This window comes from Marinomonas communis (assembly GCF_004363305.1).
Taxonomy (GTDB): domain Bacteria; phylum Pseudomonadota; class Gammaproteobacteria; order Pseudomonadales; family Marinomonadaceae; genus Marinomonas; species Marinomonas communis.
In genome coordinates this window covers 808024-823314 of record NZ_SNZA01000001.1, presented here as the reverse complement: position 1 = coordinate 823314, position 15291 = coordinate 808024, and the positions used below count along the sequence as shown (strand labels likewise).

Genomic DNA, 15291 nt, shown 5'->3' with positions numbered 1-15291 from the left:
ATATAATGAAAACTGCATTAGCAACTGTGTCTATTTCTGGAACATTGCGGGAAAAGATGGAGGCAGCGTCGAAAGCTGGTTTTCAGGGCGTTGAGATTTTTGAAAATGATTTAACTCAGTTTGCAGGCTCCCCTGTTGAAGTAGGGAAAATGGCCAAAGACTTAGGGTTAGAAATCATTGCCCTACAGCCATTCCGAGATATGGAAGGCAACCCTCGTGATATTCAAAAAAAGCGTGTTGAAATGCTAAAGCGTAAGATGCAAGTTGCTCATGAGCTTGGTACAAACCGCTTGCTTATGTGTTGTAACGTGCAGCCTTATGCCTCCGCAGATCGAGAGCTGTGTGCAGCGGATTTACGTCATCTTGCAGAAATCGCTGCTAGCGAAGAGTTAATCTTAGGGTATGAGGCTCTTGCTTGGGGTAAGCATATTGCCGATTACGAAGATGCTTGGGATCTCGTTAAGCGTGCAGATCATCCAAATTTAGGTATTAACCTAGACACTTTCCATATGTTCTCCCGTGGCAACACACTGGATTGTCTGCGAGATGAAATTACCGTTGATAAAATTGCTCTCGTTCAAGTGGCCGATGCGCCTGTGATGCCTCGTACGGATTACCTGACTTACAGTCGTCATTCTCGTTGTTTCCCAGGGCAGGGTGACATGCCTGTTGTGGAGTTTGTGCAGGTACTAAAAGACAAAGGTTTTGACGATTATCTGTCGCATGAGATTTTTAACGATGAATTTCGCTCATCTGATCCCGTTGCCAAAGCAGTAGATGGAATGCGCTCGCTTATTTGGCTGGATGATCAAACGACGCCTAAGCATGATATTGCAATCGATAACATTGAAGAGTCAGCTTCGATTCGTGAAGTGGAGTTTGTTGAGTTCGCGGTGGAAGGTGATTCTGGTGATGAACTAGTAAAAACTTTGGCTCAGTTGGGCTTTGCTGAAACTCACCAACATCGATCTAAAAATGTTACTTTGATGCGTCAGGGCGATGTGAATTTAATTCTGAATAAAGAACCAAAAAGTCAGGCCCATGAATACTTCCAAAAACATGGTGTGTCTGTGTGTGCGTTAGGTTTTGCGACAGACAGTGTGAAGCACACGTTGGCGGTTGCTGAGCACTACAAAGCTGAGCGCTTTGAAAACCAAGCAGGCCCTGGTGAATTGAATATTCCTGCAATTCGTGGCGTAGGTGACAGCTTGGTGTATTTTGTCAATCGTGATGCGGGATATCGATTCTTTGATGTCGACTTCAAGCCAATCGATGGTGTGCAAGGTGAGCAAGGTGTTGGTTTAAAGCGAATTGATCATATTGGTCAAACCGTTGCCAACGTTGACTTTCTGTCGACCGGTTTCTTTTACAAGTCATTATTTGGTTTTGATATTCAGCCAAGTCAAGATTTGCCTGATATTCATGGTCTTGTGGTGAGCCGTACGGCGACTAACAAAGATAAGAGTATTCGTATTCCGATTAATATGACCAATGCTCGTTCTGCATCGGCTGAGCGCTTCTTAACGCAAACTCGTGGTTCAGGTGTGCAGCAAATCGCGTTTGCTTGTGATGATATTTTCACCGCAGCGAAAAATATGGACCAAGAAAAAGTCCTGACCATTCCAAACAATTATTACCGAGATATTGAAGCGCGCTTTGATCTATCGGAGGAGTTGATTGCAAAACTTAAGGCGCACAACATCCTGTTTGACCGTAATGATCAAGGCGAGTTTTTCCATTTCTACACTGAGCAAATGCACGGTGTCTTCTTTGAAGTGGTGCAGCGTGTTGATGGCTATGACAACTATGGTGAGGCAAACGCTTTTGTTCGTTTGGCTGCCCAAGCAGAGCAAGAGAAAGCATAGCACTTAGCTCGTTCGAAAAAGATCTTTTAAAGAGCGCTTCAGTTTGAAGGGCTCTTTTTTTGTGCTGTAAAAAAAGGAGAGCGATTGGCTCTCCTTCTGTTTGCTTAGATGCGTGTGACGAAAGTTTTGAAGGCTTCTCTTAAAACTCTTCCGTATCGATTTCTTTTTGTTGTGCGTCGTTGTAACGCGTACCGCTGACATTGGTTTGATTGATCATGTTATTTAGATCGCTTAACTGGCTTTCAGAAAGCTTAACGTCGGTTGCGCTTAAGTTATCGTTCATGTGTTTCACAAAGCGTGTACCTGGGATGGCAACAACGTGATCACCTTGATGAAGAACCCATGCCAGAGCAAGCTGTGCCGGTGTGCAGCCAATTTCATTTGCCATGCCAATGAAGTCGTTTAGAAGGGCTAAATTGCTAGGGTAATGTTCGCTATTAAAGCGAGGCATGTTTAGGCGGATATCGCCTTGCTCTAATTCCTCTGCACTTTTTACTGCGCCAGTCAGGTAGCCACGTGCAAGTGGGCTGAAAGCAACAAAGGTTACGCCAAGCTCTTTAGTCGCTTCTAGTGTGGCGATCTCAGGGTTACGAGTCCAAAGAGAGTACTCGGACTGCAAAGCAGTGATGGGTGCTTCAGTATGTGCTTTACGCAGCGTTTCAGCAGAGACTTCAGATAACCCAATGGCGCCGATTTTACCCTCTTGTACTAGGTCGTTAAGCGCTCCAACACTTTCTTCAATCGCTACGTTTGGATCTTTACGGTGTAGGTAATATAGATCAATGTGCTCAACGCCTAATCGTTTAAGGCTGTTTTCACACTGCTGTCGGATATTGTCTGGGCGACCATTGATTTCTTTTTTGCCATCAACGATGGCCATGCCGCACTTGCTGGCCAAGAACAATTCGTTGCGTAGGTGTTTAAGTGACTTGCCAACTAAAAGCTCGTTTTTGCCACCACCGTATAATGTGGCGGTATCAAAGTGACGGTAGCCCATGTCAAAGGCTTCATGAAGTGCTTTGACCGCTTCTTCTTCGGCAACCGGTGAGCCATATGCATGTGATAGGTTCATGCAGCCAAGGCCGATGCTAGGCGTCAGTAAATTTGGGTGCTTATTCGACATTTTCCTTGCCTCATTATTGGTCTGTATAAATGAAAAAAGCAGGGTAAATGGCCCTGCTTTTGAATCACTTGTCGGTGCTTAGTCTTCTAGGCACAGCTCAAGCTTATGTAGTGTTTCCATTGCATCGATTGCTTGAGTTACACAAGCATTAGGTGCGCGGCCTTCTTCGATTGCAGCAATAAATTCGCGATCTTGCAGTTCGATACCATTGTTAGATACTGCTACGCCAGAAAGGTCGATCTTGTTATCGTTGCCGTCGTATAGGTCATCGTAGCGAGCAAGGTAAGTGCCGTTGTCACAGATATAACGGAAGAATGTACCAAATGGACCGTCATTGTTAAAAGATAGAGACAGTGTACAGATTGCACCGTTTGGTACTTTCATGCCAATGCTCATGTCCATAGCAATGCCAAGCTCTTCGTGGATTGGGCCTTGAAGTGCCTGTACTTTAGAAGCGACTTCACCAGTTTGGTATTGGAATAGATCCACAGTGTGACAAGCATGGTGCCATAGTAGGTGATCTGTCCAAGAGCGTGCTTGTCCTAGCGCGTTTTTGTTTGAGCGACGGAAGAAGTACGTTTGTACATCCATCTGTTGAACTTTTAGTTCACCTGCTTCGATCTTGTTGTGGATCCATTGGTGAGAAGGGTTGAAGCGGCGAGTGTGACCAGCCATTGCCACTAGTCCCGTGCGCTTTTGTACTTCAACGACTTTACGAGCGTCTTCAATGTTGTCTGCCATTGGGATTTCAGACATCACGTGTTTACCGGCTTCCAAGCATTGAATCGTTTGTGCGGCATGCATTTGTGTAGGAGTTGCCAAAATAACGGCATCAACGTCGTCACGTGCTAATGCTTCAGCTAAGTCGGTAGTGTAGTGTGGTACACCACGCTCTTCAGCAAACGCTTTGATAGCGTCAGGTTTTGTGCCTACAACAGATACCACTTCAGAGCCTTCGATGGCTGCAATGGCGTCCATGTGCTTCATGCCGAATGCGCCAGATGCACCTGCAATACAAATTCTCATTAAATTTCTCCTAACCGTTGTCTTGTTATTCAGTGGAGTTCTTCGACTCTTAACGTATGGATATCAATCTAACATCGACGGCTCAAATGATGTAATTCGTAAACCAATAATGATATTTAAAAAAAAGATAGCTACACCTTTTAGAGAGTTATCTGAACTGATCACAAATCTCTCTCAGAACACTTAAAAAATGCGACTGAGTAATGGTTGGTAGCCAGTTTTTCCTGACGCATAGGCCTATTGGTCGGCGCGTATGCTCTAGCGGATAGGATAAGATTTTGAGTAACCCTAAATCCAGCTCGCGCTCCATTTGGTGCCTTGAAATCAGTGTTAAACGATCGCTGCCTAGCAAAAGTTCACGGATAAGAATTTGTGAACTTGACTCAACAATTCGTGTTGGTGGCGTGCAATCAGCTTGGTCAAATAGTGCTTTAAAAGCGGTTCTGGTTGGTGTACCAGAGGCTGGAACAACCCACGCGCAGTTTGCGAGGTCCTCTGCCGTCACTGTTTCCAATCGTAGTAACGGATGATCGGCGCGACAAATAATGGATAAAGGCGGGTTCCAAAGTTCTTCTTGTATCACATCATCAGCAGGGGCAGGGTAGCGTAGTGCGCCTAACACGATATCGATGTCGCCATGACGCAAGTGATGCAGTAAATCGGGGTAAGGTCCTTCAATCACGTTGACGTTAACGTCTGGGTGTTGATCGCCAAAACGCAGAATCGATTTAGGTAAAATCGTTGTCCTTGCTAAAGGCATACTGCCAAGTGAAATGGTTGAAACATCTTGGTACTGCAAAGCATGGATTTCATAAATACCTTGGCGTAGCTCACTAAATGCAAGTTTCGAGGCTTTGGTTAGAGCTTTTGCTGCATCCGTGGCATTGATTCCGGTATTGGTTTTCTCAAACAGGGCGATGCCTAGAAGCTTTTCTAAGTCTCGCGCTGCTCGATGCACACTGGATTGCGATACCCCCAAATTGCGGCTGGCTATGCTAAAATTCTGTACATCACACACAGCAACCAGTGCTTTTAATTGAGTGGTGCTAATTTGAGCTAAGACATTGGCCGACAGATTTTCTTTAAGAGAAGGGTCCTTCAGTAACTCTGCTGTGGAGTCGCGTAAATATTCTAATGAGCGCGTTACGCGTTTCTGCCATAGGATGCCAGACTCCGTTGGATACATTCCATCAGAGTGTCTTTCGAACAAGTGTGTCTCAAGCTGCTTCTCTAATTTTGCAATAGCTTGTGTGATGGCAGGTTGCGATAAATAGATTCTTTCTGAAGCACGAGTGATGCTTTTTAATTCGCAGACTGCCAAAAAAACGCGTAAATGTCGTAAATTAGGGATTTGTATATCCACGACTGGCTCCCAGTTTTTATTTTAAGTGACTATATCAAAACTGAATATAGTTTATAAGAGATACATTTTTGAATAATTGACACTGAGTATGTGTTAAATTGAACGTATTCTTAAGAGTTTTTCTTATATTAGTAGTGGTAACTGATAAACAATTATTATCGTGTTTTCTAGGACAGAACATGCCATATCGTTTAACCCACACCCTTTCGAGGCTTCTGTTTGGCTTACTGTGCTGTGTATGTGCCACATTCACTTATGCAGTAACCAGTGTAAATGATTATTTTACTGAGGTATGGACTTCTCATGATGGGCTGCCTCATAACAGTGTCAACGCTATTGCTCAAACGGAAGACGGCTATCTGTGGTTTGCGACCTGGGAAGGGGTTGCCCGCTATAATGGAATTTCATTCACTCTATTTAGTCGCGACGCTGCGACGGGTATTGTTGATGCAGGCACGCGAGCGTTGGAGGCATCCTCTAATAATCAGCTTTGGGTCGGCGGTGCCCGAGGTGGTTTAACGCTCAGAGAAGGTTTTAATTGGTATCCGCAAGATATTGCTCAAGGCCTTGTTAACGATATTTTAGAGGATCATCAAGGTAACCTCTGGATTGCTATCGAAGGTGAAGGGGTTTTCCTGCGTCCGCATTTATCCGAAAAGTCCTATGGCGCAGAACAAAAAGTACTGGATATCGGTGCCTACCGTCTAGTTCAATACAAAGATGGGCCCATTTTTGCTGCAACAGAGCAAGGTTTGTACCGTCTTGGCTCTGATTTGCCTACACCTTTGTTCCTTCCTGATGTCGCGCCTGATACTCGCGTTAATGACTTATCATTTGATCATCAAGGGACTTTACTGATTGCATCTGATTTAGGTGCTTGGAGCTACGATGGCGAAAGCGTAAAGCGCTATCGAAATGAACTCTCAAACTCAACGATTACGACTATTTCTGAAGATAAAAGTGGATTTATTTGGTTAGGTACACTAAGTAAAGGCTTGGCTCGCTTGGGTTATGATCAACTCGAGTTTGTTGATACCTCTAATGGGCTGCCCAATAATCGCGTGTTGTCTTGGTATCAAGATGTAGAAGGCAGTATCTGGGTAGGAACGAATGCTGGCGTTTTGCGTTTGCGTTCAGCTCCCTTCACGTCGATTAATCAAGCGGATGGTTTGATGGGAAACTTTACCCGAACAGTGCTCCCCATTACGGGGGAACGTTTCTTAGTTGGAACAAGCCAAGGTCTCAGCTTGATCATAGATGGTAAAGCGTCGCCTGCGTCTTCATCTTATTCAGCACGACAGTCTATTTTAAGCCTTGCCCAGAGTATATCGGGTAAAGTTTATGTGGGTACCCAAAGAGCCGGTGTATACGAATGGTTTAACGGCGATATGTCGCCTCTCATCAATCGTGCTTCTGGTCTTCCATCGGATGAGGTACGTGCAATTTATGAGGATTCTAAAGGTACGCTTTGGTTGGGGACAACCAGTGGTGTTCTGAAAATTGATGCCAGCGGGGAACGACAGCTGATCACGCAGGAGAATTCTAATCTGCCTGACAATTATGTTATGGCTATGGCTGAAGATCTTAGAGGGCGCATTTGGATTGGTACTGCGGAAGGTGTTGCCATGTATCACTCCAGCGGTGCTATTGAGGAAATCTCCATAGCAGGTTTTGAAGGAGCTCAGTATGTGTTTGGTTTCTATATCGAGCCAGGATATGTCTGGATGGCAACTGACCGAGGTTTGCTTCGATACGACGTGAACCAAGGTACAATAGGTGGGATTGGTAAGCCATCCGGTCTACCGATTGATAAGATCTTTCAGGTGGTCTACGACCATATGGGAAGCTTCTGGCTCACCAGTAACCGTGGGATTTGGAAAATTGGCTATGTTGAAGCGCATCGTGTTGCGTCAGGTGAATTGAATTCAATCGACTTTGAACACTTCGACGAAGCGGATGGTATGGGGAGTGATCAAGTTAATGGCGGCTCGACCCCAGCGGCAGTGAGTACGAGACAAGGTGATATGGCATTTGCCACGGCGAATGGCTTATCAATGATCCGGCCAACTTCGCTGAAGCAGCTTTATCAATACCGATTACCTGTCGTGTTGGAGCGAGTAGATGCTGATGGTGTTCTGATTAACCCACAAAAAATTCGTACTCTTGAGCCTGGCGTGAATCGCCTAAGAATTCGCTTTGCTGGACTTAGTTATATTATGTCTCAGCGCATTCAGTATCAGACAAAGCTGGTTGGTTTTGAAGATGAATGGAATTACCGTGAAAACCAAAGCGTTGCTGAGTATACCAACCTTCCACCAGGAAAATATGAGTTTTTAGTGAGTGCACGGTACCCTTATGGGGCATGGAGTAATTCGGATACGAGCTACCAGTTTGAAATACTGCCTTTTTGGTGGCAGAGAATAGAAGTGCAAGTACTAGCATTTCTAACACTTGTTGCACTACTTGCTAGTTTGGTGCTTTGGCGTATTCGTGTGTTGAAGTTACGCCAAGTTTATCTGGCACAGCAAATTGAATTGAAAACCCAGGCATTAAGGGAACAATCTGAGCGCTATGAAAAGCAGTCTAAAGAAGATCCGTTAACAGGTTTGTCTAACCGTCGGGCCTTTGATGAACAAGTTCGTAGTGACTTCATTCTTGCCTTCCCGCTATTAAGCCATTTGAATCTTGCCATCATTGACATCGACCACTTTAAACAAGTAAATGACCGTTTTTCTCATATCGTGGGTGATGAGGTGATTAAACTGGTTGCATCTTACCTCAATACGACAGTGCTTGAGCCAAATCAAGTGGCACGATGGGGGGGGGAAGAGTTTACGGTCTTGTTGCATTGCTCCCCTGAAGAAGCGAAACGAATTTGTAAAAAGCTTTTAGAGGGGGTAGCACAGATAGAGTGTCCTTCTTTAGACGGCGCATTTGATATTACAGTGAGCATTGGTTTAGCCAATGGCTTGGGTTGTAAAGACTATCAGACCTTGTTGAAGCGAGCAGATCAAGCCCTGTATATCGCCAAAGAGAATGGGCGTAATCGTGTTGAGTGTTTCGATGAGTTTAAAGCTCGCGGTTAAGTAAGTTGTGATGTGAGTCAGTCTCTGAGAATGATTCCACCCTTACTCTTTTGTTGTTTAAGAAATGACTAACCTGTCAGCAGGTTAAACAGCAGGAGAGAGTAATGGTGAATCAAGACCGTAGAAAGTTTGTTAAAAGAGGCTTGTTTGGGTTGGCTGTATTGCCATTTGGAATGGGAGCGCTGACTCAGCAAGCGTTTGCCGCGCTACCTATGCTAGATGTTAATGCACCGAATGCGAAGGCGTTGGCTTACACTCCTGATGCAGCATCTGCTGCGTCTCATGCTGCTTTTAAAGCAGGCAGCAACTGTTCAAACTGTAACTTTTTCAATGCAGCAACGGGAGCTTGTCCGTTGTTTGCAGGCCATGCAGTAGAAGCTAATGGTTGGTGTCAGGCATGGGTGAAAAAACCATAGAGACCGACTATGCTGGATGTGATCCTGAGGGGTAGTCCAAAATAAATAAGGCCCTTAAGCTGTGGAAGGCTTAAGGGCTTTTTTGTGACGTTTTAGGGCCTAGTAGCAGTTGGCAACTTTGTTGGCGCTTTTTAAAGACGCATATACTTGTTTAGGTGTTGCCATCGCAGCATTTAAGTCTTTCATGCGAGTATCATGCGATGGGTGAGTAGATAAAAACTCTGGCGTTGTACTGGAGCCATTCTTAGCCATGTTTTGCCATAACTTAATACTTTCTTCAGGGTTGAAGCCAGCTTTGGCCATTAGGTCTAGGCCAATCACATCTGCTTCGGATTCATGAATGCGACTAAATGGTAAAATGATCCCTACTTGAGCACCTATCCCCAAGCCTTGAAAAATAGCTGCCTTGGTCGCGGAATCTTCGCCTGATAGCTGATAGCCAATTGCGAGGGCTTGATTTGTCGCTAGCTGTGTCGAAACGCGCTCGTTACCATGGCGGGCCATCACGTGTCCTACTTCATGGCCTATCACTGCAGCCAGCTGGGATTGATTTTGTGCGACATCTAATAAGCCTGTGTACACCCCAATTTTATAACCTGGTAAAGCAAATGCGTTTACTTGTTCGTCATTAAAAAGTACCACTTCCCACGCTTGATTACGGTACTCATCAGGCAGTACTGCAATGATACGATCAGCAACACATTGAACGTTTTGCGTCGCTTTTGTACTGCTAGAGGCAGGTGTGCTGGATTTCATTTCTGAAAAAGAGGCAACACCCATCTCATTGAGTTGGCTATCAGGCATCAGTACTAATTGCTTTCTACCAGTAGGGGAGGTGCTACAGGCCACTAAAGCGGTACTAACTAGTCCTATGGTCAACATTCGCAATAGTTTAGAGGTCATGGTGATTTCCTTTTTAGCCTTGAATCTCTTGTTTTAATTCCATTGCCTGAACGACAATGCTTTCTCCAGCCATGTTTGGTGCTACGCCAACACTGATGTTGTCATTTTGCATGCCTGGTAACCAAGTTTCCACAAATGCTTCGTTGCTAATCTCAAGAGCACTGAATTCTTGGTGCTCTGTTGAGGCCCACTCGTTAGCGAGTTCAGCAGTAGGCCAAATAGGTAAAACGCGCTCATTGCCTACAGTGAGGTTTAAACAGCCTTCCTCGTCGGCAAGGGTGAAACAGACGCCACCTTTGCTGATGTGTTTAACAAATAAATCATAGCGTGACTGACTGGTTTCTCTAAAAAAATCTGTATTGCTCATCGTCATAGTGCTGCTCTAAGTAAAGTTTGGAATGATGATAACACAGGTTTGAAAAAGTGCCTGACCAAAAAAACGGGCGATCAATTGATCGCCCGTTTTTAATGACAGAAGCGTCGTAGCTTAACGAGGAATCTCGTCAGTGATGCCTTCAACATACCAGTTTACTTGCGCAAGCTCTGTATCGGTTAGTGTGTGGCCTTCTGCGACAACCACATTACCTTTGTTGTCCTTAATTGGACCAGTGAAAGGGTGGAACTCACCAGATTTGATTTTCGCGTAAGTCTCATCGATTTTTGCGCGAACATCAGTTGGTAGGTTGTCATTAATAGACGCTAGGCTAAGCATCTCTTCTTGGAAACCGCCCCAGAAGTCAGATGGTTCATACGTTCCATCCATAACTGCTTGAGTCACTTTGATGTAGTAAGGAGCCCAATCATCACGTACTGAGAATACGTGCGCTGTTGGAGCGAAGCTGCTTTGGTCAGACGCTTGGCCAATGGCACGCTTACCACGTTTTTCTGCTGCGATAAGTGGCGCAGGGCTATCTGTATGCTGTAGCAATACATCCACACCCTGATCCATTAGAGCATTCGCAGCATCTGTTTCTTTACCTGGATCATACCAAGAGTTCACCCACACAATTTTCATGGTAACGTCAGGGTTAACGCTCTTAGCTGCCATGAAAGAAGAGTTGATATCTCGGATAACTTCCGGGATTGGGAATGAACCAATGTAACCGATAGTATTTGTTTCTGTTAGCATGCCAGCGGCTACGCCAGAAACATAACGACCTTCATACGTTCTTAAAACATAAGTACCCATGTTCTTAGAACGTTTGTAGCCTGTTGCGTGCTCAAAGGTAACTTTTGGGAAGCGCTTAGCAACTTTCAGTGTCGGGTTCATGAAACCAAATGACGTAGAGAAGATTAGGTCGTTGCCAGATTTAGCCAGTTGCGTGATAACACGCTCAGCATCAGCACCTTCGGGCACGTTTTCAACGAAAGTAGTTTCAACTTTGTCACCAAAGTATTTTTCAAGCTCTTGACGGCCACGGTCGTGCTCATAGCTCCAACCTAGGTCGCCAACTGGGCCTACATATACAAACCCTACTTTGAATGGGTCGTCTGCAGCTTGAGCTGCACCAACACCTGCCAATAGGCCTAGACCTACAAGTAAGCTCTTAAGTTTCATTATTTGCTCCTTTTGTGCCCGAGGGCGATTTACAAAAAACGTTTACCAAAACCTATTAGGCCATTTGACGTGGATCGAACGGCTTACCAAGAGAACGCGGTGCTAATAGCTTCTCTTTAAATTTGTCTGCGCTAATAATCACCATAACGACAATGGTCGCAACGTAAGGCAGCATTGCCAGTAAGTTTGGCGAAATAGACCAGCCCATACCCTGAAGTACTAAGTGCATGATGCTAGCAAGGCCAAACAGATACGCCCCTAATACAATATTACCAATACGCCATGATGCGAAAACAACCAAGGCAAGGGCGATCCAACCACGACCTGCCGTCATGTTTTCTACCCACATTGGCGTGTAAACAAGTGACATATAAGCACCACCAAGACCGGCCATAGCGCCACCAAACATAACTGCAAGGTAGCGTACTCGTAGTACTTTAATACCAATTGCGTTGGCCGCGTTAGGGTTTTCGCCTACGGCTTTGATTGTTAAACCGATACGAGTTTTATTGGCTACCCATGCGATCACCAATGCTAATGCGATAGCTAGATATACCAGTGGATCGTGGCTAAACAGAACTTTGCCCACAACAGGCAAGTCTGACAAAACAGGGATGTACACAGGCTGGAAGCCTGCAATGGTCTGGCCAACGACGCCAGAGCCAATAAATGCACTCAATCCAGTGCCAAAGATAGTTAAAGCCAAACCAGTGGCGACTTGGTTAGCACCAAGGTGTAACACTAAAAAGCCGAAAATCAGGCTCATGACCATGCCGATCAGCATGGCACCAAGTAAGCCAAAACCTGCATTTCCTGTGCCATAAGCCGCCATGAAGCCTACCACAGCGCCCATCAACATCATGCCTTCTTGGCCAAGGTTAAGTACGCCCGTCTTTTCACAGATTGCTTCGCCTAGCGCAATGAACAGCAAAGGCGTACCAGTTTTAATGGCCGCAAACAGAACTTGTGTAATTAAATCAATATCCACGTTTTACTCCTAGGCCATGTTTTCACGTGATGATACAACGCGGTAACGAATGAAAAAGTCACACGCTAAAAGGAAAAATAGAAGAACGCCTTGGAACATACCTACTACCGCAATGGGAATGCCCATTTCAATCTGCGCTAAGTCTCCGCCCATGTATAAAATGGCCAAGAAGATCGAAGCAATGATGGCGCCAGCTGGGTGAAGTCGACCTAAGTAAGCAACAATAATAGCTGAATAGCCGTATCCTGGTGAGATATTAGGAGTAAGCTGACCGATGGGGCCTGCCACTTCAGATACACCTGCTAAACCAGCCAATGCACCAGCAAACAACATAACAAACCAACTAATGCCTTTAGCGTTGTAGCCAGCATAGGTCGCTGCAGGCTCATCAGCACCGTACACTCTAATTTTAAAGCCAAGGTGAGTTTTACTTAGAATAAACCAAGCAAAAAGTGCTAGCAGAATAGCCAAGACAACACCTAAGTGGACGCGGCCACTGTCAGATAACACTGGCAGTAAAGTGGCGTCTGAAAAGAGTGCTGACTCAGGGAAGCCAAAGCCATCTGGATCACGCAAGGGGCCGTGCACTGCCCAGATCAGTAAATACAAAGCAATGTAGTTCAACATGATCGTTGTTAGGATCAAGTTTGAATTAAATTTTACTTTTAAATACGTTGGAATCGCAGCCCAAGCCATCCCCGATAGGATGCCCCCGAGTAGGGTCAATGGCATTGCCATGAATGACTCGGAGTCGACAAACATCAGAGCAACGGCGCTGCCACCTAGTGCGCCTGCGAGTAATTGACCCTCGGCACCGATGTTCCACATATTCGCGCGGTAACACAGCGATAGACCCACAGCACAAAGCAGTAAAGGCCCCATTTTTACCAGCATCTCACTGATGTTGTAAGCATCAGATAAAGGCAATACAAGCAGTACGTGCAATGCTTGAATAGGGTCTTTATCTAATGCCGTAAACAGAATAGAGCCAAAAATTAATGTCAGAACGATCGCCAAAAAAGGTGAGGCGAATGTCATTAGGGTGCTAGGCTCAGTTCGAGCTTGAACACGGATCATGCTGTAGCCTCCGCGTGATCATTAGCGTTAATAAAAGTCCCAGCCATCCACTGACCAATCTGATCAATGGAAGTCTCTTCGGTACGAACAACTGGGGAAAGGTGTCCATCACATACCGCGGCCATGCGATCTGCCAGTAAGAACAGCTCATCAATGTCTTCAGAGATAAGCAGGATGGCAGCACCTTGATCACGTAGGGTTAGGAGAGCTTGGTGAATGGCGAGCGCTGCACCGACATCAACACCCCAAGTAGGGTGAGCACAAATTAAAACCTTTGGGTTTTGGCCAATTTCACGACCCATAATGAATTTTTGTAGATTGCCGCCACTTAAGCTCTTGGCCTCTGCGAACTCGCCGTGGCATTTTACGCTGTAGTCAGAGATCAGTTTTTTAGCGTAGTCTTTGACCGCTTTCCAATTTACAAGCCCAGATTTCACAAAACCTCGACTGTGGGTAAGCAAAGTGTTTTCCGATAAGCTCATTTCGGGAACAGCGCCACGGCCTAAGCGTTCTTCAGGGACGTACGCTAAACCGTTGCGGCGTCTCGCGCCAGCAGACAAAGTGCCAAGGTCTTGATCATCTAGTGTGAATACACCTTTTAAAGTTCGGTTATCTTCACCACTGATAATGGACATTAGCTCTTCTTGACCATTGCCGGCTACGCCTGCAATTCCTAAGATTTCACCCTTGAGTAACTCAAAGTTGACGTTCTTAAGAGACGTGCCAAATGGGTGTTTGGCTGCTAGGTTAAGAGATTGCGCAGAGAAAATGACTTCTTCGCCATGAGCTTTTTCATACCCTGCATCTTGCTCAGCCAAGTCACCGACCATCATTTTAGCGATCGTTGCAGGCGTCTCATTAGCCGGTTCACAGTCACCTACAAACTTACCGCCACGAAGAATAGTGGCATTATGGCAAATCTCTGTTACTTCATGCAGCTTATGGGAGATAAATAAAATACTACACCCTTCATTGGACAATTGTCTTAATACATTAAACAAGCCAGCAACTTCTTGGGGTGTTAAAACAGACGTTGGTTCGTCCAAGATTAGCAACTTCACTGATTGCACTAGGCAACGCATGATCTCAACCCGTTGACGTTCACCTATAGAGAGCGAGTGAACATAGCGATCAGGATCAACATTCAAACCATAATCTTGCGATAGCTTTGTGATACGTGCGGCCAGATTGCCAATGTCAGCTAATTGGGTGGGGCTTAAACACAGCTCAATGTTTTGCGCGACAGTTAACGTCTCGAACAATGAAAAGTGCTGAAACACCATGCCAATGCCTAAGTCACGAGCTTTAGACGGAGACTTAATGTCAACGGCTTGGCCATCCCAAAGGATCTGGCCTGAATCAGGGGATACTACACCGTATATGGTTTTCACCAATGTGCTTTTGCCTGCACCGTTTTCACCAAGTAACGCATGAATCTCACCTGGCATTAGGGTCATGCAAATTTGGTCATTGGCAAGGCATCCGGGGTACTGTTTAGTGATATTCAGTAGCTCCAAGCGTGGCTTCAAGCTCTGGTTTTTCAATGTTTCCGACACCGTTAATACTCTATGTGTTTGGGTAATGATCTTTCTAATTTAGAAAGCTTAGTTTGCTTTCGTCATCGTGTTAAAGCGTCCATGGCTATATTTGCGCCTTAAAAATGTAAGGCGACTGGCTGACTAGAATCGGTCTGCTCGATATGTCTTATCAATTTTTATGCCAATCAATGAATAATCATCTAAAGGCTTATAATTGGTCGCGAAGAATACGCAATTTTCACTTGTTTGTCTGCATGGTCAGCTTTCTAAGCCATGAATTATTGCCTTAGATAAACAAGAAAATTGTTTTTTTGGTCAGAATTGCGCTAACTTGGTGCTAAATTTGAC

At 45.2% G+C, this 15291-nt stretch carries 12 protein-coding genes; 3 read left to right on the top strand and 9 right to left on the bottom strand.

Annotation, left to right across the window (positions count from 1 at the left end; genetic code table 11):
• The first annotated feature begins 5 nt into the window (after nucleotides 1–5).
• Complete coding sequence (locus tag C8D85_RS03950; RefSeq protein ID WP_133560047.1) at nucleotides 6–1865, top strand: bifunctional sugar phosphate isomerase/epimerase/4-hydroxyphenylpyruvate dioxygenase family protein; 1860 nt, start codon at nucleotides 6–8, stop codon at nucleotides 1863–1865.
• Nucleotides 1866–2004: 139 nt separating this feature from the next.
• On the opposite strand, the gene C8D85_RS03945 is transcribed toward C8D85_RS03950, so the two are convergent.
• The 3 genes from C8D85_RS03945 to C8D85_RS03935 form a co-directional block, all read right to left on the bottom strand.
• Nucleotides 2005–2988: an aldo/keto reductase gene (locus C8D85_RS03945; RefSeq protein ID WP_244936884.1), complete on the bottom strand. Its 984-nt coding sequence runs from the start codon at nucleotides 2986–2988 to the stop codon at nucleotides 2005–2007.
• Between the two features lie 78 nt (nucleotides 2989–3066).
• Nucleotides 3067–4014: a Gfo/Idh/MocA family oxidoreductase gene (locus C8D85_RS03940; protein WP_133560046.1), complete on the bottom strand. Its 948-nt coding sequence runs from the start codon at nucleotides 4012–4014 to the stop codon at nucleotides 3067–3069.
• 148 nt (nucleotides 4015–4162) lie between these two features.
• On the bottom strand, nucleotides 4163–5377 hold the full coding sequence (locus C8D85_RS03935) for a LysR family transcriptional regulator (protein ID WP_133560045.1): 1215 nt from the start codon (nucleotides 5375–5377) through the stop codon (nucleotides 4163–4165).
• 179 nt (nucleotides 5378–5556) lie between these two features.
• Between C8D85_RS03935 and C8D85_RS03930 the strand changes: the two genes are divergently transcribed.
• On the top strand, nucleotides 5557–8463 hold the full coding sequence (locus C8D85_RS03930; RefSeq protein ID WP_133560044.1) for a ligand-binding sensor domain-containing diguanylate cyclase: 2907 nt from the start codon (nucleotides 5557–5559) through the stop codon (nucleotides 8461–8463).
• 104 nt (nucleotides 8464–8567) lie between these two features.
• Nucleotides 8568–8879, top strand: coding sequence for a high-potential iron-sulfur protein (locus C8D85_RS03925; protein ID WP_133560043.1), 312 nt, complete (start codon nucleotides 8568–8570; stop codon nucleotides 8877–8879).
• Nucleotides 8880–8978: 99 nt separating this feature from the next.
• Here C8D85_RS03925 and C8D85_RS03920 read toward each other — a convergent pair whose 3' ends face one another.
• From C8D85_RS03920 to C8D85_RS03895, 6 genes are all read right to left on the bottom strand, one after another.
• Complete coding sequence (locus C8D85_RS03920; RefSeq protein WP_133560042.1) at nucleotides 8979–9782, bottom strand: M48 family metallopeptidase; 804 nt, start codon at nucleotides 9780–9782, stop codon at nucleotides 8979–8981.
• Nucleotides 9783–9795: 13 nt separating this feature from the next.
• Entirely contained in the window at nucleotides 9796–10155 is a 360-nt protein-coding gene (locus tag C8D85_RS03915; protein ID WP_244936883.1) for a DUF2750 domain-containing protein, read from the bottom strand.
• A 114-nt stretch (nucleotides 10156–10269) separates the two neighbouring features.
• On the bottom strand, nucleotides 10270–11340 hold the full coding sequence (locus tag C8D85_RS03910; protein WP_133560041.1) for a BMP family ABC transporter substrate-binding protein: 1071 nt from the start codon (nucleotides 11338–11340) through the stop codon (nucleotides 10270–10272).
• A gap of 55 nt (nucleotides 11341–11395) precedes the next feature.
• Nucleotides 11396–12328, bottom strand: coding sequence for an ABC transporter permease (locus tag C8D85_RS03905; protein ID WP_133560040.1), 933 nt, complete (start codon nucleotides 12326–12328; stop codon nucleotides 11396–11398).
• 9 nt (nucleotides 12329–12337) lie between these two features.
• Nucleotides 12338–13405, bottom strand: a complete 1068-nt coding sequence (locus C8D85_RS03900; protein ID WP_133560039.1) for an ABC transporter permease — start codon at nucleotides 13403–13405, stop codon at nucleotides 12338–12340.
• Nucleotides 13402–14961: an ABC transporter ATP-binding protein gene (locus C8D85_RS03895; protein WP_244936882.1), complete on the bottom strand. Its 1560-nt coding sequence runs from the start codon at nucleotides 14959–14961 to the stop codon at nucleotides 13402–13404. The genes C8D85_RS03900 and C8D85_RS03895 overlap by 4 nt, the downstream gene beginning before the upstream one ends.
• Nucleotides 14962–15291: the final 330 nt, after the last annotated feature.

Coding starts and splice junctions, on each gene's coding strand:
- C8D85_RS03950 (WP_133560047.1), top strand. CDS start 6: ATGAAAACTGCATTAGCAACTGTGTCTATTTCTGGAACATTGCGGGAA.
- C8D85_RS03945 (WP_244936884.1), bottom strand. CDS start 2,988: ATGTCGAATAAGCACCCAAATTTACTGACGCCTAGCATCGGCCTTGGC.
- C8D85_RS03940 (WP_133560046.1), bottom strand. CDS start 4,014: ATGAGAATTTGTATTGCAGGTGCATCTGGCGCATTCGGCATGAAGCAC.
- C8D85_RS03930 (WP_133560044.1), top strand. CDS start 5,557: ATGCCATATCGTTTAACCCACACCCTTTCGAGGCTTCTGTTTGGCTTA.
- C8D85_RS03925 (WP_133560043.1), top strand. CDS start 8,568: ATGGTGAATCAAGACCGTAGAAAGTTTGTTAAAAGAGGCTTGTTTGGG.
- C8D85_RS03920 (WP_133560042.1), bottom strand. CDS start 9,782: ATGACCTCTAAACTATTGCGAATGTTGACCATAGGACTAGTTAGTACC.
- C8D85_RS03915 (WP_244936883.1), bottom strand. CDS start 10,155: ATGACGATGAGCAATACAGATTTTTTTAGAGAAACCAGTCAGTCACGC.
- C8D85_RS03910 (WP_133560041.1), bottom strand. CDS start 11,340: ATGAAACTTAAGAGCTTACTTGTAGGTCTAGGCCTATTGGCAGGTGTT.
- C8D85_RS03900 (WP_133560039.1), bottom strand. CDS start 13,405: ATGATCCGTGTTCAAGCTCGAACTGAGCCTAGCACCCTAATGACATTC.